General features: G+C 66.7%; 17 protein-coding genes. 12 read left to right on the top strand and 5 right to left on the bottom strand.

The genetic code is table 11. The features are described from left to right. The first annotated feature begins 70 nt into the window (after window positions 1-70). On the top strand, window positions 71-826 hold the full coding sequence (locus tag ACWETB_RS18990; protein WP_348808745.1) for a hypothetical protein: 756 nt from the start codon (window positions 71-73) through the stop codon (window positions 824-826). Here the strand turns inward: ACWETB_RS18990 and ACWETB_RS18985 are convergent. Then, window positions 807-1,634, bottom strand: a complete 828-nt coding sequence (locus ACWETB_RS18985; RefSeq protein ID WP_452212903.1) for a glycerophosphodiester phosphodiesterase — start codon at window positions 1,632-1,634, stop codon at window positions 807-809. The genes ACWETB_RS18990 and ACWETB_RS18985 overlap by 20 nt on opposite strands. A 74-nt stretch (window positions 1,635-1,708) precedes the next feature. On the opposite strand from ACWETB_RS18985, the gene ACWETB_RS18980 reads away from it, so the two are divergent. The 4 genes from ACWETB_RS18980 (at window position 1,709) to ACWETB_RS18965 (ending at window position 5,336) form a co-directional block, all read left to right on the top strand. After that, window positions 1,709-2,806 (top strand): NAD(P)H-dependent amine dehydrogenase family protein, encoded by a 1,098-nt coding sequence (locus tag ACWETB_RS18980; protein ID WP_452212901.1) that lies wholly within the window; start codon window positions 1,709-1,711, stop codon window positions 2,804-2,806. A gap of 103 nt (window positions 2,807-2,909) precedes the next feature. Then, window positions 2,910-4,283 carry a PepSY-associated TM helix domain-containing protein gene (locus tag ACWETB_RS18975; RefSeq protein WP_452212899.1) on the top strand — a complete coding sequence of 458 codons (1,374 nt, stop codon included), beginning with the start codon at window positions 2,910-2,912 and terminating at the stop codon, window positions 4,281-4,283. Then, window positions 4,280-4,651: a hypothetical protein gene (locus ACWETB_RS18970; RefSeq protein ID WP_452212897.1), complete on the top strand. Its 372-nt coding sequence runs from the start codon at window positions 4,280-4,282 to the stop codon at window positions 4,649-4,651. The genes ACWETB_RS18975 and ACWETB_RS18970 overlap by 4 nt, the downstream gene beginning before the upstream one ends. A gap of 154 nt (window positions 4,652-4,805) precedes the next feature. Further along, the gene (locus ACWETB_RS18965) at window positions 4,806-5,336 is read left to right on the top strand and encodes a hotdog domain-containing protein (RefSeq protein ID WP_452212895.1); all 531 of its coding nucleotides are present in this window, start codon (window positions 4,806-4,808) and stop codon (window positions 5,334-5,336) included. On the opposite strand, the gene ACWETB_RS18960 is transcribed toward ACWETB_RS18965, so the two are convergent. Continuing rightward, the gene (locus tag ACWETB_RS18960; protein WP_452212893.1) at window positions 5,296-6,804 is read right to left on the bottom strand and encodes a glutamate--cysteine ligase; all 1,509 of its coding nucleotides are present in this window, start codon (window positions 6,802-6,804) and stop codon (window positions 5,296-5,298) included. The two genes, ACWETB_RS18965 and ACWETB_RS18960, sit on opposite strands and share 41 nt — an antisense overlap. Before the next feature lie 78 nt (window positions 6,805-6,882). Between ACWETB_RS18960 and ACWETB_RS18955 the strand changes: the two genes are divergently transcribed. From ACWETB_RS18955 to purM, 4 genes are all read left to right on the top strand, one after another. Beyond that, complete coding sequence (locus tag ACWETB_RS18955) at window positions 6,883-7,275, top strand: sterol carrier family protein (protein WP_452212891.1); 393 nt, start codon at window positions 6,883-6,885, stop codon at window positions 7,273-7,275. A 67-nt stretch (window positions 7,276-7,342) separates the two neighbouring features. Beyond that, entirely contained in the window at window positions 7,343-8,143 is an 801-nt protein-coding gene (locus ACWETB_RS18950; RefSeq protein ID WP_452212889.1) for a hypothetical protein, read from the top strand. A gap of 176 nt (window positions 8,144-8,319) precedes the next feature. After that, window positions 8,320-9,903, top strand: a complete 1,584-nt coding sequence (gene purF / locus ACWETB_RS18945) for an amidophosphoribosyltransferase (protein WP_452212887.1) — start codon at window positions 8,320-8,322, stop codon at window positions 9,901-9,903. Between the two features lie 23 nt (window positions 9,904-9,926). Beyond that, the gene (purM, locus tag ACWETB_RS18940; protein WP_449742064.1) at window positions 9,927-11,021 is read left to right on the top strand and encodes a phosphoribosylformylglycinamidine cyclo-ligase; all 1,095 of its coding nucleotides are present in this window, start codon (window positions 9,927-9,929) and stop codon (window positions 11,019-11,021) included. Between the two features lie 242 nt (window positions 11,022-11,263). Here purM and ACWETB_RS18935 read toward each other — a convergent pair whose 3' ends face one another. The 3 genes from ACWETB_RS18935 to ygfZ form a co-directional block, all read right to left on the bottom strand. Then, entirely contained in the window at window positions 11,264-11,443 is a 180-nt protein-coding gene (locus ACWETB_RS18935) for a DUF3073 domain-containing protein (RefSeq protein WP_348804752.1), read from the bottom strand. Window positions 11,444-11,598: 155 nt separating this feature from the next. Continuing rightward, window positions 11,599-12,234, bottom strand: coding sequence for an MOSC domain-containing protein (locus tag ACWETB_RS18930; protein WP_348804753.1), 636 nt, complete (start codon window positions 12,232-12,234; stop codon window positions 11,599-11,601). 22 nt (window positions 12,235-12,256) lie between these two features. Further along, a complete protein-coding gene (ygfZ, locus tag ACWETB_RS18925) occupies window positions 12,257-13,426 on the bottom strand; it encodes a CAF17-like 4Fe-4S cluster assembly/insertion protein YgfZ (protein WP_348804754.1) in 1,170 nt (389 codons plus the stop codon). A 75-nt stretch (window positions 13,427-13,501) separates the two neighbouring features. On the opposite strand from ygfZ, the gene ACWETB_RS18920 reads away from it, so the two are divergent. The 3 genes from ACWETB_RS18920 (at window position 13,502) to cydB (ending at window position 17,265) form a co-directional block, all read left to right on the top strand. Continuing rightward, window positions 13,502-14,380, top strand: coding sequence for an aminodeoxychorismate lyase (locus tag ACWETB_RS18920; protein ID WP_452212884.1), 879 nt, complete (start codon window positions 13,502-13,504; stop codon window positions 14,378-14,380). 226 nt (window positions 14,381-14,606) lie between these two features. Continuing rightward, complete coding sequence (locus tag ACWETB_RS18915) at window positions 14,607-16,172, top strand: cytochrome ubiquinol oxidase subunit I (RefSeq protein WP_449742060.1); 1,566 nt, start codon at window positions 14,607-14,609, stop codon at window positions 16,170-16,172. A gap of 13 nt (window positions 16,173-16,185) precedes the next feature. Beyond that, window positions 16,186-17,265, top strand: coding sequence for a cytochrome d ubiquinol oxidase subunit II (cydB, locus tag ACWETB_RS18910; protein ID WP_452212882.1), 1,080 nt, complete (start codon window positions 16,186-16,188; stop codon window positions 17,263-17,265). Window positions 17,266-17,268 lie beyond the last annotated feature (3 nt).

Below are 17,268 nucleotides of genomic sequence, written 5' to 3'. Positions count from 1 at the left end.
GACGACATGAACCGGGGCTGCACTGTCGTGATGGTTACAGTCCTGACGACATCGCTGAGAGGCACAACAGATGACAACACCTCCGTCCGGAAGCGATTCGGGAGCGCAATCACCCTGGGATCAGCCGACCACCTACGGTCAGCCGGGCGCCCAGTCCTATCCGGGTGCCCAGTCGTATCCGGGATACGGGCAGCAACCACCCGCGCCGGGCGCATACGGCCAGCAGCCGCCGGCCTCGCCCTATGGTCAGCAACCTGCCTACGGCCAGCCCGCCTACGGCCAGCCCGGGTACGGTCAACAACCGGCGTGGGGACAGCAGCAGCCGGCGGCCTACCCGGGTGCGTATCCGCAGAATCCGTTCGGTGATCCCTACGTCCAGCCGGTGTCCCGCGGAACGGCAATCGCGGCGTCGGTGCTGGCGTTCTTGGGCGCGCTGCACATGCTGGTGTCACTCGTCACTGTCATCGGGGTATTTGCCTCCGATGACTACTACCAAACGGATGCCACCATTGTGTTGTTGGCGATCGGCATCATCATCTACCTCGCCGTGCTGGCATTGCTGCTCACCGGCGGCGTCCTGCTCCTGCGTCAGAAGAAGATCGGGCGGTTGCTGGTGGTGATCGGCGCGGGACTTGTGGTCGCGTTCCAGATCCTCAACGTCATCGTCACCGTGGGCGCCGGGATCGGTGCCGGGGGTGCCTACGGTGCCGGCTATGCGGCGGGAGCGGGCATCGTCGGGCTCTTCATTCTGATCTTCCCGATCGTCACCATCGTGCTCGCGCTGATCCCGCCGACGACGAAGTGGCTCAACGCCGCGCCGCGATGACGCCGTCGGCGTCATCGGTGGTGATCTGATCCGCGCGTAACTCGATGGCCCGGTCGATGTCGGGATCGTCGGCTCGGCCGAAGGTGTACACGTCGATCTCGCGGTCGCGGGCGTGGAACGCGGCGATCAGGTCGAATCCCCGGTCCGCACAGGTGAAGACGAGTCGGCGATCGAGGTAGATCACCTCCGCGCGGGGTGACGCCTCGATCGCGGCGTCGACGAACCGTCGATAGGTGCGCCACCGCAGGACGCGGTCGACCGCGCCGTGGTGGCACGGGTCGTAGCCGACGTGTAGTGCGGGGACCGCGTCGGTGAGAACGCGCACGGCCTTGGCGTCGCCACACGACAGCAGTGCGTTGTCGGCGAACGGCGTGACGGCCGCCGCGAATGCCCGGACGGCGACGTCATCGAGATCGGCCGCGGACTCCTTGAAGTCCAACTGCAGCATCGCATCGGGATGAATGTCGGTGAGCAGCCCGGCAAGGTCCTCGAGCAGCAGAACACGCTGGTCCTCGAGGATCTGCGCATCGTTGTCGCGGAGGCAGAGAGTGCGCAGGGTGGTCGCGGGGGTTTCGGCGATGGCGCCGCTTCCGGTGGTGGCGGTGTTCAAGAAGCGGTCGTGCAGGACGGTGCAGCCGCGGTCCGCGTTCAGCACCAGGTCGATCTCCACGCTCGCCCCGGCCCGCATCCCCTCGACGATCCGCCGCGCGGTGAAGGGCGGATCACTGGCCCGCCGGCGCGCACGATGCCATTTCAGGCGGGTGGTGTGGCCGTCTCGGCGCAGGGCGATGGGTGCTGACGCGGTCATCGCTTGAGTACTCTACGCGCGCCGACTCGTCGAAAAGCACGCCACAGAACTGAAACGTGTTCTAGTTTACCGTCATGACATTGCGAGTGGTGGAGTGGTCGACGGGAACTGTGGGACGGCATGCGATCGCGGGCATCGACGCGCATCCGGACCTCGAGTTGGTGGGGGTGTGGGTGTCCGATCCGGCGAAGGTGGGTCGTGACGCCGGTGAACTCGCCGGTCTCGGCCGTGAGCTCGGCGTGATCGCCACCGACGACCGGGCCGCGTTGCTCGCGTTGCAACCCGACGCGATAGTGCACACCTCCATGACCGACGACCGGGTGGTCGAGGCGATCGGGGACCTCACCGAGTTCGTCCGCGCCGGCATCAACGTCGTCTCGTCGGGTCCGGTGGTCCTGCAATTCCCGCACGGCATACTCCCGCCCGAGATGGTCGAGAACATCGAGTCCGCAGCGCGGGCCGGTGGCGCCAGCCTGCACGTGAACGGCATCGACCCCGGATTCGCCAATGATGCTCTGCCGCTGGCGATGACGAGTCTGTCGCAGCGGATCGACGAGGTCCGGTGTCTGGAGATCGCCGACTACTCGACGTACTACCAGCCGGTGGTGATGCGCGACATCTTCGGCTTCGGGCAGCCGATGGACTCCACCCCGCTGCTGCTGGCACCCGGGGTGCTGTCGATGGCCTGGGGAAGTGTCGTACGACAACTCGCCGCCGGTCTGGGCGTGCACCTCGACGAACCGCTCGTCGAGCGCGTCGAACGCGTTGCCGCCGACCGCGACTACTCGACGGTGTCGGTAGAGATTCCCGAAGGATCCATGGCTGCACTGCATTTCGAGGTCATTGGTCAGGTCGATGGGATCGACCGCATCGTTCTCGAGCACTACACCCGCACCCATCCCGATCAGTGTCAGGACTGGCCGACCCCGGCCAAAGGCGATGGGGCGTACCGCATTCTGATCGCGGGCGAACCCGCGATGGAGGTCGAGTTCACCCATCACGGTGAGTTCGGCGATCACAACGTCTCCGGGATGATCGTCACCGCACAGCGACTGGTCAATGCGGTCGCGGCGGTGGTGGATGCCGAGCCCGGGTTGGTCACCGCACTCGATCTGCCATTGATCACCGGTGCCGGCCTGGTGGCGCGCACCTCGGCGCCCGCCGGTAGGTGAGGTGGGGGAGCACTATTCTCCTGTTCGACAACGTATTTCGGTCTAATCGGACATAACCGAAGCCTGTCGCCTCCGTGGTTTGGTTATGCTAGCCTCAGGCGCCATGGCCGCGGAGCAGCTAGTCGAGTCGCCCGCAGTGACCAATCGTCGGCAGCGTGTGCGGCGTCGAGTGAAGCGAAAGCCCGTGCGCCGCGCCTTGATCGTGACGCACCGGTGGACGTCGATCGTGCTGGGATTGCTGCTGGTGATTGTGTGTACGAGCGGTGCCATCCTGGTGTACCAGCCCGAACTGGTCCGCGCTGCCAACTCGGAACTGTTCGCCACCACCGATACCGGTCACGAGGTGGGTTTCACCGAGGCGATCGCGGCCGTGCACGCCGCCGACCCGGATTTCGCCGCCGCCTACATCTCGTCCAAGGACGGCGTGTACTTCCTGACCAGTGACGACGCGAGTGCGGGTACCTGGTTCGTCGACGCCGGCACCGGAAAGGTCAACGGGCACGGCGACATCGATGGCGGCTTCTGGGGATTCATGGTCAATCTCCACGACTGCGGTCTGACCTGCGAGGAATATCCCGGGTACGTCGCGTGGCTCGCCCAGCCGTCGGTGATCGCCGATTGGGGCTGGTTCACCGCCGACATGACCTGGGGTGCGGTGATCCTGGGCGCCATGGGTCTCTTGCTGGTGTTCCTCGCGATCTCCGGCATCGTCATCTGGTTTCCCGGACTACGCAAGTGGCGCAACGGATTCCGTGTCCGAGTCGGGAAGGGCCGGTTCGCCCGCGACACGGATCTGCACAATCTGATTGGTATCGTCGCCGCCATCCCTCTGCTGATCTGGGGACTCACCGGCATGAACTTTGAGATCCCCGGCGTCGGCCAGGTCTGGTACTCGGCGACCGGTGGGGTGGCACCGGCCGACGACGCCTACGACATGCCGACCTCGGAGGCCACCGGCCCACTCATCTCGCTCGACACCGCGATCGCCGCCGCCCAGGCCCACTATCCGGGATCGCATGCGACATGGGTGGGAATGCCCTCCGACGGTGCCGAGTACTACTCCATCGACGTCCTCGCGGGTGACACCGATCTGTGGGTCGCCAACGCCACGTACCACGGCAACCGCGAACTCGGCATCGACGGGCACGACCCGACCATCATCAAGAAGTTCTCCGGAGCGCCCCGGAGTCTGTCCAACCGGATCGCCGACCAGTGGGCGCAACCCATGCTGCATTACGGGCAAGCGGTCAACGGATGGTGGCGCGCACTCTGGTTCGGCTTCGGACTAACCCCGCTGCTGTTGCTGCTGACCGGCCTGAGTACCTGGCAGATCCGTAACCGCACCAACCGTCGTCGACGGCGGGCCGCCCGCGCGCGCAGGTCGGCGGGCACCGATCACCCGGAGACCTCGGCTGCCCCGGGTGCCGAATCCGCCACCGAACCGGCCGGCGTCGCAGCGGTGATCCCGCAGCAATGAATCCCTCGGTGGCGCTGATGATCACGGCCGCGTGCGCACTGGCCGCCGTCGCGTCGGTCCTCGGCGTCACCGGCGTTGCGCAGCTGCGGTGGCGTCCCACGGCCACCGCCATCGTCGCGGCGGCCGTCACGGCGTGGATCGCCGGCGGAGTATTTGTGTGGCTCACCGGAAATCAGTTGCCCGCGCGTCCAGGGGTGTTCGCGGGATATGCCGCCACCGCGGTCGGGCCGGCCGCGGTGGCGGTGCCGGCCACCGGGCATCTCGGACCGCGGAGTGCGTCGCTGGTGCGGGCGGTGGTCCTGGCGCTCCTGGCCTTCGTGTGCTGGCGCACCGAATCGGTGTGGCTGACGGCGGTACCGGGCGTCTGAGGCCCTGACATGACACGGTCGGGATTCTCGGGGGATTTCCGGAATCCGATTTCGCGATGCGATTTCGACCGACGGAAATAGCTATTTCGCCAATGCACGGAATGCGATCATCGTATTCTCGGTGGCGCCGCTATTCCCTGGAGGTGGTGAGTGCATGATCGACCGCGTGCTCGACCAGCCGGCGCGAGAAGGGGCCGCGCAGACCGTCGATTTCCGGTGTCCGGTGGTTCCGGGGAACCGTCATCGTGGTGACGTGCTGCCGGGCGCTACGCAACCGGTCGTCCGGACGGCATCGGGCATTGCGATGGACCGGGTGTGCGGCGGCCTGCGGGGCCGGGTTGCGCTCCACGACTTTCCCGCGGTGTCCGGCGGGTTCGCGTCGGCCGGTGCTGTCCTGTCCCTGCTCGACGAACTCGTGACCGCCGCGCTGCTGCCACTCGGGCTGGTCGTCGAGCACTGCGGAATCGACGTCGACTACATTCGTCCGGTGCCGCTCGATACTCCGATTGCGTTGAGCGCCTGGGTGAGTCATCGAGACGGTCGCCGTGTCTACACCGCCGCGTCGATGCACGTCGAGCGCCGGGTGGTGGCGCAGGGGCACGGCCGTCACCGGGTGCGACCCGCCAACGCGAACGATGCGGTGATCAGTCAGACCACGAATGCACCGGTTCGCCCTCGTGCATGAGCGCGACATAGTCACGCAGCATTCCGCGTAACGCGTCGAAGCGACTGTCGCCGGCATCCTCGCGTGCGGCCACCGCGCGCCGCTGCCACACCGAACCGGTCCGGCCGGTGAGGCACCGGCCCTCGATCACCGACAGGTAGCGGTTGCGCGCGCGACCGGAGACGCCGAACGCACGTAACCCGTCGTCGGCGAGGGGGAGGAGCCTGCGCAGCGTCAACTCGTCGGGCCGAACCCATCCCACGTCAGGCCAATAGATCTGGGAGTCGAGTCCGGCACGCGCGCCCGAATGCAGATTCTCCGCTGCCGCGTTGAACGACATCTGTGACCACAACGGCCGGTCGGCCTCGACGAGGCCACGCACCACGCCGTAATAGAACGCCGCATTCGCCATGGTGTCGACGACGGTCGGGCCTGCCGGCAGCACCCGGTTCTCGACGCGCAGATGCGCCTGACCGTCGACGACGTCGTAGACGGGACGGTTCCAGCGGTAGACGGTGCCGTTGTGCAGCCGCAGTTCGTCGAGCGTGGGAATGCGGCCTGCGTCGAGTTCGGCGAGCGGGTCGACATCGGTGGAGACCGGCAGCAGCGCCGGGAAATAGCGGGTGTTCTCCTCGAACAGGTCGAAGATCGTGTTGATCCAGCGCTCGCCGAACCAGACCCGCGGGCGGACCCCTTGATTCTTCAGCTCCAACGGCCGGGTGTCGGTGGCCTGCTCGAAGACCGGGATGCGGCTCTCGTGCCACAGCGCGGTGCCGGCGAGGAACGGCGAGTTGCCCGCGAGTGCGACCTGGACCCCGGCGACCGCCTGCGCGGCGTTCCAGTGGGCGGCGAAATCCTCTGGCGCGACCCGCAAGTGGAGCTGCAGCGAGGTACACGCCGCCTCCGGCAGGATCGAATCGGTGGTCAGGTGCAGGCGTTCGCTGCTGCGATGATCGGCGACGGGGATGCCGGTGATGTCGAGTTCGATGTCCTCGCCGCGGGCGGCGAAGATCTGCTGATTCAGCAGGTCATATCGCGGGTTCGCCGAAATCCATTGGTGGGCAAAGTGTTCGGTGTGCAAAGTGGGCAGCATGCCGACCATCACCAGATGGCTGGCGACCTGCGCCGCCCGTTGTTCGGCGCGATTGAGAGAACTACGCAGACCCTGCTCCAACGACAGCGTGTCATCGTGGGTGAACGGCCGTGGGGAGACGTTGATCTCGATGTTGAACTGGCCGAGTTCGGTTTGATAGTCCTCGTCGGCGATGGCGTCGAGCACCTCCGCATTGGCCATCGCCGGATTCATCTCGTCGTCGACGAGATTGAGTTCCACCTCCATGCCCAGCAGCGGCTCCGGCGGCTGCCCGTGGTCGGTGAACAGACCGTCGGACAGCATGCGCGCGATCGCCTCGGTCCCGCGGCTGACCTGCCGTCGGAAACGCACGCGATCCGCGCCGGTGAAATGTTGGGCTGTGACGTCGGTCCCCATGGCAAATATCCTGCCGGAGCGAGCGGCGTGACGGGGAGGAATCGGGCGTCGCCACGCGCAGGGGGCATCATGTCAGGCGTGCCCGCTCGTAAACCCATCGATCCCGTCGCGGCGCGAGCCGCGGTGGTGGCCGTGACGCCGTGGCTGCGCGACACGACGCTGCCCACCCCGGCGCGCGCCGATCTCGCCGCAGCCGTCCGGCTCACCGCGCGGACACTGGAGGACATCGCACCGGGAAACTCCGTCGAGGTCCGGGTGCCGCCGTTCGTCGCGGTGCAATGCATCGCCGGACCCCGGCACACCCGCGGCACCCCACCCAACGTCGTCGAGACCGATCCGCGATCGTGGCTGATGCTGGTGATCGGTGACGCCGCCTTCGACGACCTCGTCGACTCCGGTGCGGTGAGTGCGTCGGGAAGTCGGGCCGCCGAGGTGGCCGGGTGGCTGCCGCTGATCCCGATGCAGCCGTGACCCGCCGCGCAGTCGGCCGAATGACCGGGATGTGAACTCCGACGCGAGGACGTGTCACAGTCACGAGATGTCGTACCAGCAGCGCCAGATAGGAGTGACGACCCCCGCAGCTCGACGGCCCGCCCACGTCGCAGCTCAACGATGGGCCAAGGTCGCATTGTTCTGCGCGATGTTCACCGGGATCTGGGCGCTCATCGCCGCCCTGTTCGTGGCGGATCCGAAAACGAACTCCCCGGTGGCGCAGCTGGCCCTGGTCGTCCTGGTGGTCGTCTGTGGTCTGCTCGCGGTCGTCGCCCGTGCGGCGATGTCGCGGGTGCGTTATCGCGTCGCCTTGCCGAGCAAAGCGATCTGGCTGGTGGGGGCCGCGGTTACGGTTTATCTGTTGCTGTATGCGGTGCTGATGGCGGTCGGCCCGCTGGAGTCGGACTCGCTGCGGGCCACCGGCACCGTACTCGCCCTCCCGGTGATGGCCGGGATCTGGATCTCCCTCAACATGTGCACGCTGTTCGCGATGACGGACAAGGCGATCACGATGCGCTGGCACACCGTGGGGTGGTCGGCGGTCGCGGCCGTCGTCTACACCCGGGATGAGCGATCGGACGTGGTGGAGATCGGGTTGCGTCTGCATCCCGGTGCGGTGCTCACGACGGGACCGATGCCGATCCGGGCCGACGAGGTGCTCATCGACCTGCCGTATCGGGTACGGATTCGGGATTCGGCATTCTCACTTGACCGCCTGCGCCGAGCCCTCGATCAGTTCGCCCCCGTGGCCGGGCTGTCGGTGGTCGAGCAAATCGGCGGCGGTGAGGTTGTGAGGCATCGCACCCCGAGCATCGGAGCCGGGAGCATCGGAGCCGGGAGTATCTGAGCCGGGAATACTGCCGGGCGACGCGACGCTGCACGGTTGGAAATCGGGGTCTACCGGCCGGTAGACTCGACAAGGTCTCCCAGCCCGATGTCGCGTTGGATCGTCCAGTGGTCTTCCATCGTGACGCGAGCATGCCGACCGATGAGTAGACCCGCCCAGCCCCAGGGAGTTCGTCGATGACCGAGCAGTCCAAAGCCGGCAGAAGTCTGCTGGCGCCCACGCCGCACGCCTGCGCAGCGGGTGCACCGGTCGACGAACCGGAGAACGAGCCGCGCGAGGAGTGCGGCGTTTTCGGTGTCTGGGCTCCCGGTGAGGACGTCGCCAAGCTTTCCTACTACGGGCTCTACGCGCTTCAGCACCGAGGTCAGGAAGCCGCCGGTATCGCCGTCGGCGACGGCTCGCAGGTGCTGGTCTTCAAAGACCTCGGCCTGGTCAGTCAGGTCTTCGACGAGCAGACGCTGGGCTCGATGGTCGGCCACGTCGCGATCGGCCACTGCCGGTACTCGACCACCGGATCGACGACGTGGGAGAACTCACAGCCCATCTTCCGCACCACCGACGCCGGAACCGGTGTGGCGCTGGGCCACAACGGCAACCTGGTGAACACCGCCGAGCTCGCCAGCCGGGCCCGCGAACTGGGCATCAAGAGCACCGCGGCCACCTCCGACTCCGACATCGTCGGAGCACTGCTGGCCCACGGCGCCGCCGACAGCAGCCTCGAGCAGGCGGCGATGGAACTGCTGCCGACGCTGCGCGGTGCGTTCTGCCTCACCTTCATGGACGAGCACACGCTGTACGCGGCGCGTGACCCGCACGGTGTGCGGCCACTGTCACTCGGCCGCCTCGACCGCGGGTGGGTCGTCGCGTCGGAAACCGCGGCCCTCGACATCGTCGGCGCCTCCTTCGTCCGCGACATCGAACCCGGTGAACTCCTCGCCATCGACGCCGACGGGGTGCGCAGCACCCGATTCGCCGATGCGACGCCGCGCGGCTGTGTCTTCGAATACGTCTACCTCGCCCGCCCCGACAGCGTCATCCACGGCCGGTCCGTGCACTCCGCGCGCGTCGACATCGGGCGCCGGCTGGCGCGTGAGCATCCGGCCGAGGGCGATCTGGTGATCCCGGTGCCCGAGTCGGGCACCCCGGCCGCCGTCGGGTTCGCGCAGGAATCGGGCATTCCCTACGGTCAGGGCCTGATGAAGAACGCCTACGTCGGGCGCACCTTCATCCAGCCGTCGCAAACGATTCGCCAACTGGGTATCCGACTCAAGCTGAACCCGCTCAAAGAGGTCATCCGCGGCAAGAAGCTTGTCGTCGTGGATGATTCGATTGTTCGTGGTAACACTCAGCGAGCACTGATCCGGATGCTGCGTGAAGCCGGTGCCGCCGAGGTGCACGTCCGGATCGCGTCGAGTCCGGTGCGCTGGCCCTGCTTCTACGGCATCGACTTCGCGTCGCCGGCCGAACTCATCGCCAACGGCATGGAGTCCGAGGAGCACATGGTCGACGGCGTGCGGCAGGCGATCGGCGCGGATTCGCTGGGGTACATCAGCACCGACGAGATGATCGCGGCCACTCATCAACCGGCGTCTGCGCTGTGTGCGGCCTGCTTCGACGGGAACTATCCGATCGAACTGCCCAAGGAGACCTCGATGGGCAAGGCGGTCCTCGAGCAGATGCTCGCCAACGCCGCCGGCGATGTCAGGACGGATCCGCTGGTCGCGTCCAATGACAACGTCAGTGCCGTGATGCGACCCTGAGGTGCTCGGGTACCGTGTCATCCGTGAGTGACGCTGATTCGGCTGCCGAGAATACGAACTCTTCCGAGGGACTGTCCTACGCGGCGGCCGGGGTCGACATCGACGCCGGTGAACGGGCCGTCGAACTGATCGGGTCGCACGCCAAGCGTGCGACCCGGCCCGAGGTCCTCGGTGGCCTCGGCGGTTTTTCCGGACTCTTCGCGCTCAAGGGCAACTACCGCGAGCCGGTTCTCGCCGCTGCCAGCGATGGCGTCGGCACCAAACTCGCTGTGGCACAGGCCGTCGGCAAACATGACACCGTCGGTCAGGATCTCGTCGCCATGTGCGTCGACGACCTCGTCGTCTGTGGTGCCGAACCGCTGTTCCTGCAGGATTACATCGCCATCGGCAAGGTCGTCCCCGAGACCGTCGCCGAGATCGTGGGCGGCATCGCCGATGGTTGCGTGATCGCCGGATGTGCGTTGCTCGGTGGTGAGACGGCCGAACATCCCGGGCTGATGCGTGATGACCATTACGATCTGTCGGCCACCGCGGTCGGCGTCGTCGAGGCCGATCAGGTGCTCTCCCCGGACAAGGTCCGCGCCGGTGACGTGGTGATCGCGATGGGGTCGTCCGGCTTGCATTCCAACGGCTATTCACTGGCCCGTAAGGTCCTGCTGGACTACGGCCACATGGATCTCGGTGGGCACGTCGAGGAGTTCGGTCGCACGCTCGGTGAGGAACTGCTCGAACCCACCCGCATCTATGCCCGCGATTGCCTCGCGCTGGCCGCCGAGGCCGACGTGCGCACCTTCGCCCACATCACCGGCGGTGGCCTCGCCGAGAACCTGGCGCGCGTCATCCCGGCGGGTCTGGTCGCCGAACTCGAGCGCAATACCTGGAGTCCCGCACCGATTTTCGCGATGATCGCCCAGCGCGGTCGGGTCGAGCAGTTGGAGATGGAACGCACCTTCAACATGGGCGTCGGCATGGTCGCCGTGGTGGCTCCGGAGGACACCGATCGCGCGCAGGCGGTCCTGACCGCACGGCACGTCGACAACTGGGTGCTCGGCACGATCAAGCGCAGCTCTGACTCGCACGGCGCTGCGACGCTTCGGGGAGATCACCCGCGGTTCTGACACCGTGACACGCAGTGCGCCCACTCGACGCGATATCGCCCCCACTCGATGGAGATGTGCGCCCAGTCAACGGGAAAGGGCGCCCACTCGACGGGGCCGAGGCACAACGAAACCCACCGCCGGAATTCTCCTGGAGAAGGTCCCGACGGTGGGGTTCGTGAGATCGGTGGCTGGTGGACGTCACCGAGTCGACGTCTGGGCAGTGACGTCAGATAAGAACTACGAAGGAGGAATCCGCGCGCTCAGGCGCGGCGCCACTCGTCTTCTTCGGCCCACTCGTCCACCGGATCCGGGCGGTCTGGTGAGTCCGCCGTTGTCCCCGAGAGCTCGCGCTGCAAGCTCTCGAAGTCGGTGTTCGGAGTGGAGTACTTCAGCTGACGAGCAACTTTCGTCTGCTTTGCTTTAGCCCGGCCGCGGCCCATATGGGACCCCCTCGCACAATGACGGGGCGGCCAAACGTGTGGCGGCCCCGTTCTCTAGGTAGTTGAGTATGTCGTGGGGACCAGTTTAGCGCGCGTTCTCCGATTACGCGGACTGCCCCGGTCACGCCACGCCGAGCAGCGGTTCGGCACCCTCGTCAGGACCGGGCGAGGTGCCGCGAGGCCTCCCGCGCGACCTTGGGGGCCAGGTCCGGTTGGGCGAGGAGACGTTCCAGTGCGTCGGCGTCGGTGCCGGTCAGCAGGTCGCGCACCCGCACACCGTGGTCCGGTCGATGCACGACGGTGACGGCATCGCCCGCGCCGATGGTCCCGCGGTGGACAACCCGCAGGTAGGAGCCGCTGTCGCCGCGTTGCATGAAGCGTTTGACCCACCGGTCCTCCTCGGCCCATGCGGCGAAGGTGCGGCACGGGATCCGGGGGATCGTGGTCTCCAGGACGACGTCGTCGTCGCCGATCGCCCAGCGTTCGCCGACGATCGCGTCGGTCACCGCGATGCCGGTGGTGCGCAGGTTCTCCCCGAACCAGCCGTAAGGCAGATCACGGTCGAGTTCGTCGGCCCACCGGGCGGCCTCGGCATCGTCGTAGGCGTACACAGCCTGATCCAGCCCGCCGTGATGTTTGCGGTCGCAGACGTGGTCGGTGGTCAGGCCCAGTTCGCCGACGACGATCCGGCCCTGCTGGGGTCGCTTGTCGATGGCGCTGACGCCGGCCTTGCCGAGATCGATGTCGGCCACCACGGAACACACCGCCAGCACGACGCCGTGATCACTCATGCCCGTCACCCCCGGCCGCCGGTCACGCCCGGCCGCGGAGCCGGTCCACGGCCGCGCGACCGGCCTGAACGTGATCGTCGGAGGCGATCGAATCCGGATCGATGCGTGCCGCGACGGGGTTCTCATCGCCCACGGTGAGATCGACGTTGGCGCCGATGCTCCGTTTGACCAATCCCAGGGCGATGGGACCCAGATCGAAGTGGTCGACGACGGTACCGAGACGCCCGACGGTCCGACCGCCCGCGGTGATCGCCTCGCCAGGTGAGGGCCGATGATCCGAGCTGCCGTCCAGATGCAGCAGCACCAGTTGCCGCGGTGACTTGCCGAGGTTGTGCACCCGGGCCACCGTCTCCTGCCCGCGGTAGCAGCCCTTGTCCAGGTGCACCGCTCCCGCCTGCTCGGGGCCGCCGATCCAGCCGGTCTCATGGGGGATGGTGCGGTCGTCGGTGTCGACGCCGAGCCGGGGGCGGGCCCCGGCGACGCGCAGCGCGTCGTACGCCCAGCTCCCGGCCATCCGTGCGCCCGCCTCGACGAGTTCGTCCCACCATGTCGGCAGCAGGAATTCCGGCACGACGAGATCGACGACGGGCAGCATCGTGGTCGAATGCGGCCCTTCGGACAGCGGTGGCATGATCCGCCAGAAGCCGAGTGGTTCGTCCTCGTGATGGGACTCGGGCAGATCGCCCACCTGATACGGCGCCGCATCCGGGTCGATCTCGAGAAGCTCGGCGATCGGGCCGGTGAACGCGCCGGGACCGATGAGGGTCAGCACTTTCATGTCGGGGCGGGCCGCGGGGGAGACCTTGGCCCAGAACACCATCCGGGTGAGGAACGTCAGCAGGGCCTCACCGCGTGCGGGTTCGGTGTCGATCCAGGTCACCTCGTCGACGTCGGTGATGACGAAGTGGTCCTCGACGCGTCCGTTGGCGTCGAGCGACAGTGCTTCGGCGGATCGCCGGTCGCCGAGATCGTCGAGACGCTGAGAACAGATGGTGTTGAGCCACGTCAGGCGTTCCGGGCCGGGCAGTTCGATGACCGTGCGGTCGCTGCGGTCGACGATGATCGCCCCGCTGATGGCCGCGCGCTGTTCGCCGAGCGGGTCGCCGTAATGCCAGGCGACCGACGATGAATCATCGGGTGCGCCCACTGCGCCGTCGCCGGAATACCTGGTCAGGATGGGTGAGCGGGTCACGCGTCGAGTCTACCCGCCGACGGTGCGCCGACCGTCGTCCTCGGCTGCGCGGCCCCGCGCCCTAAGCTGTTCGGCATGTCGCAGTCGCTTCTGGTTGCCCTCGACGGAACGGTCCTTGATCCCGACGCCCCGTTCCTCTACGCCGATGACCTCGCCGCCGTGCGCGGGGACGGGATCTTCGAGACCCTGCTGATCCGTGGCGGCCGCGCCCGCGCCGTCGGACTGCATCTGCAGCGGCTGGCCCGCAGCGCGGCCATGCTCGATCTGCCGGAGCCCGACGTCGACGCGTGGCGCACTGCGATCGACGTGGCCGCCCGGACCTGGTCGGAGCGTCGCGGTTCGGGCACCGAGGGGGTTGTGCGCCTGGTGTATTCGCGGGGGCGGGAGAGCGCCGGGCCCAAGCCGGAGCCGACGGCGTATCTGACCGTCGGTCCGGTCGCCGAACGCGCGACCGCGGTGCGCGAGCACGGTGTCTCGGTGATCACCCTCGAACGCGGGTATTCGATCGATCTGGCCGCGACGGCGCCGTGGCAACTCCTGGGGGCCAAGACCCTCAGCTACGCCACCAACATGGGGGCGCTGCGGCACGCAGCCGAACTCGGCTACGACGACGTCATCTACGTCAGCAGCGAGGGTGCGGTCCTCGAGGGTCCTCGGTCGACGGTCGTCGCGGTGATCGGAGAGACACTGGTCACCCCGCCGGCCGAGATCGGCATCCTGCCGGGAACCACGCAGGTCGCGACGTTCGCGCTCGCGGCCGAGGAGGGCTGGCGCACCGAGACCCGGGTCCTCCGCCCGGCGGACCTCATCGAGGCCGATTCGGTCTGGCTGATCAGCAGTGTGACCCTCGCCGCCCGGGTCACCACACTCAACGGGCACCCGCTGTCGGTGCCGGAGGACGCGAAGAAATTCGTCGATCTGGTCGACCGAGCGATTTCGGTTGATCGAGAATAGGGTTGATTCACGGGATCGGACATTTCGCAACGTTCGCGGCCGGTGATCCCTAACATAAACGAGACCCAGCCCACAACTGAATGTTCGGTGACGGGACCTTGGTCGGTTGTCGACGGGTGTGGCCAGGCGTAGCGTCACAACCACGAGTACTACTACCGGTAGTACTCGGCTTTCGTTCCAGTCCGTGTCTCGCAGCCCGAGCGCGGCTACGCGATTCGAGGCGACGTTGAACGCTCTGGATTTGTCCCGGTGGCAATTCGGTATCACCACCGTCTACCACTTCATCTTCGTTCCGCTGACCATCGGCCTCGCGCCGATGGTCGCGATCATGCAGACGGTGTGGCACAAGACCGGGAACGAACAGTGGCTACGGGCCACAAAGTTCTTCGGCAAGCTGTTCCTGATCAACTTCGCACTGGGTGTGGCGACCGGCATCGTGCAGGAGTTCCAGTTCGGCATGAACTGGAGCGAATACAGCCGATTCGTCGCCGACGTCTTCGGAGCGCCGCTGGCCCTCGAGGGTTTGATCGCCTTCTTCCTGGAGTCGACGTTCCTGGGCCTGTGGATCTTCGGCTGGTCGCGCCTGCCGCGGCGGGTGCATCTGGCCACCATCTGGCTGGCCGCGGTCGGTGTGACCGCATCGGCGTACTTCATCATCGCCGCCAACTCGTTCATGCAGCACCCGGTCGGGGTGGCGTGGGATGAGGCGCGCGAGCGTCCGGCGATGAACAACTTCTGGGCGGTCATCACCAACAACACGACGCTGGTCGCGTTCCCACACGTGATCACCGGTGCCTGGCTCACCGCGGGCACCTTCGTCGCGGGCATCGGTATCTGGTGGATGAGCCGGAACATGTGGCGCGCCAAGAAGCTTCGCCACGCCATCGAGACCGGTGACACCTCGGGGATGCCCAAGACCACCTCGCCCAGTCAGATCGACGCGACGCCGGAGGATCTCGAGCGTGACGCCCGCGACCTGTGGCGGCCGGTGACCCGGTTCGCGCTATGGGTGACGATCGTGTCGGGTCTGCTGCTCTTCGTCACCGGAGATCTGCAGGCGCAGATCATGTTCAAGCAGCAACCGATGAAGATGGCCGCGGCGGAATCGTTGTGCAACACCGAGGACGGTGCCGGGTTCTCCGTGCTGGCCGTGGGACGGCAGAACAACTGCAGCTCCATCGATCACCTCATCGAGATCCCGAAGATGTTGTCGTTCCTGGCCGATCACAGCTTCACCAGTGAGGTCGAGGGCGTCAATCAGCTCCAGCAGGAGTACCAGCAGAAGATGAACATGCCGGGGCAGAACTTCGCGCCGAACCTGTTCGTCACCTACTGGGCCTTCCGCGCGATGATCACCTGGGCGCTCGGATCGGTCATCATCGCACTGGGCGGGCTGTGGTTCACGCGGAAAAAGCGGGTGGTCGAATCCAGACGGTTCGGCATACTCGCGCTCTGGTTGATCCCGACGCCGTTCCTGGCCAATGCCTCCGGCTGGATCTTCACCGAGATGGGTCGTCAGCCGTGGGTGGTCGCCCCCAACTGGGTCGACGATCTCGATCCCACCCGCATCAGCATGCTCGTGCAGGACGGCGTCTCCAATCACACGCCACCGATCCTGTGGGTCACCATGATCGGTTTCACCCTCATTTACGGCGGACTCGGTGTGGTGTGGTTCCTGCTGCAACGCCGCTACGCCATCGAGGGGCCGGGCGCGCACGACAACGTCGCACCGGAGGTCGAGACCGACGACGCCGATTCCGATGAACCCAAACAACTCTCGTTCGCGTACTGAAAGGGTGACGTAGATGTCTCTGGAAAACCTCTGGTTCATCCTCGTCGCGGTCCTGTTCATCGGGTACTTCGTCCTCGAGGGATTCGACTTCGGCGTCGGCATGCTCATGCCCTTCCTCGGGTCGAGCCACACCGGCGGCGACGACAAGGTGTCGCCCGAGTCCGACATCGCCGACCCGGACAAGCGTCGACGCGCCCTGCTCAACACCATCGGTCCCGTGTGGGACGGCAACGAGGTGTGGCTGCTCACTGCCGGCGGCGCCTTGTTCGCGGCGTTCGGTGGTTGGTATGCAACGATGTTCACCGCGTTCTACCTCCCGCTGTTCCTGATCCTGATCGGGTTGATCACCCGCGTCGTCGCCATCGAGTGGCGCGGCAAGATCAACGACCCCAAGTGGCGCACCTGGTGCGACGTCGGCATCGGTCTGGGTTCCTGGATTCCCGCGCTCCTGTGGGGTGTGGCCTTCGCCAACGTGATCCGCGGTCTGCCGATCGACGCCGACGCGCAGTACACCGGAGGATTCTTCAATCTCCTCAACCCGTACGCCCTGCTCGGTGGGGCCACCACGCTGCTGGCCTTCCTCACCCACGGTGCGGTCTTCCTCGGCCTCAAGACCAGTGGTGTGCTGCAACAGGACGCGATGAAATACGCGAAGACACTGGCCATTCCGACGCTCGTCGTCGCCGCGGCCTTCCTGCTGTGGACGCAGTTCGCCTACGGCAACGGCTGGACCTGGATCCCGGTCCTCATCGCCGCCGTGGCCGCACTGGTGATGGTCGCTGCCACCCAGGTCAATCGGGAGGGCATCGCCTTCCTGGCGACATCGATCGCGATCGCCGGAACCGTGGCCACGCTGTTCTCGGTGCTGTTCCCGGATGTCCTGCCGTCCAGCACCAACCCGGACTACAGCCTGACCATCGCCAACACCGCGTCGAGCCACTACACCCTGACCGTGATGACCATCGCAGCGCTCCTCATGACGCCGATCGTCATCGCCTACCAGGCCTGGACGTACTGGGTGTTCCGCAAGCGGATCAGCGTCGACGAGATCCCGGATCCGATCGGGTTGCCCTCGTTGAAGGCGTGGCAGTGACGT

This window comes from Gordonia sp. NPDC003950, from assembly GCF_053605205.1.
This window is presented reverse-complemented; position numbering and strand designations above follow the sequence as displayed.

What these genes read in the sequence shown, in the direction of transcription:
- ACWETB_RS18990 (WP_348808745.1), top strand. Translation starts at nt 71, where the DNA reads ATGACAACACCTCCGTCCGGAAGCGATTCGGGAGCGCAATCACCCTGG.
- ACWETB_RS18985 (WP_452212903.1), bottom strand. Translation starts at nt 1,634, where the DNA reads ATGACCGCGTCAGCACCCATCGCCCTGCGCCGAGACGGCCACACCACC.
- ACWETB_RS18980 (WP_452212901.1), top strand. Translation starts at nt 1,709, where the DNA reads ATGACATTGCGAGTGGTGGAGTGGTCGACGGGAACTGTGGGACGGCAT.
- ACWETB_RS18975 (WP_452212899.1), top strand. Translation starts at nt 2,910, where the DNA reads ATGGCCGCGGAGCAGCTAGTCGAGTCGCCCGCAGTGACCAATCGTCGG.
- ACWETB_RS18970 (WP_452212897.1), top strand. Translation starts at nt 4,280, where the DNA reads ATGAATCCCTCGGTGGCGCTGATGATCACGGCCGCGTGCGCACTGGCC.
- ACWETB_RS18965 (WP_452212895.1), top strand. Translation starts at nt 4,806, where the DNA reads ATGATCGACCGCGTGCTCGACCAGCCGGCGCGAGAAGGGGCCGCGCAG.
- ACWETB_RS18960 (WP_452212893.1), bottom strand. Translation starts at nt 6,804, where the DNA reads ATGGGGACCGACGTCACAGCCCAACATTTCACCGGCGCGGATCGCGTG.
- ACWETB_RS18950 (WP_452212889.1), top strand. Translation starts at nt 7,343, where the DNA reads ATGTCGTACCAGCAGCGCCAGATAGGAGTGACGACCCCCGCAGCTCGA.
- purF (WP_452212887.1), top strand. Translation starts at nt 8,320, where the DNA reads ATGACCGAGCAGTCCAAAGCCGGCAGAAGTCTGCTGGCGCCCACGCCG.
- ACWETB_RS18935 (WP_348804752.1), bottom strand. Translation starts at nt 11,443, where the DNA reads ATGGGCCGCGGCCGGGCTAAAGCAAAGCAGACGAAAGTTGCTCGTCAG.
- ACWETB_RS18930 (WP_348804753.1), bottom strand. Translation starts at nt 12,234, where the DNA reads ATGAGTGATCACGGCGTCGTGCTGGCGGTGTGTTCCGTGGTGGCCGAC.
- ACWETB_RS18920 (WP_452212884.1), top strand. Translation starts at nt 13,502, where the DNA reads ATGTCGCAGTCGCTTCTGGTTGCCCTCGACGGAACGGTCCTTGATCCC.
- cydB (WP_452212882.1), top strand. Translation starts at nt 16,186, where the DNA reads ATGTCTCTGGAAAACCTCTGGTTCATCCTCGTCGCGGTCCTGTTCATC.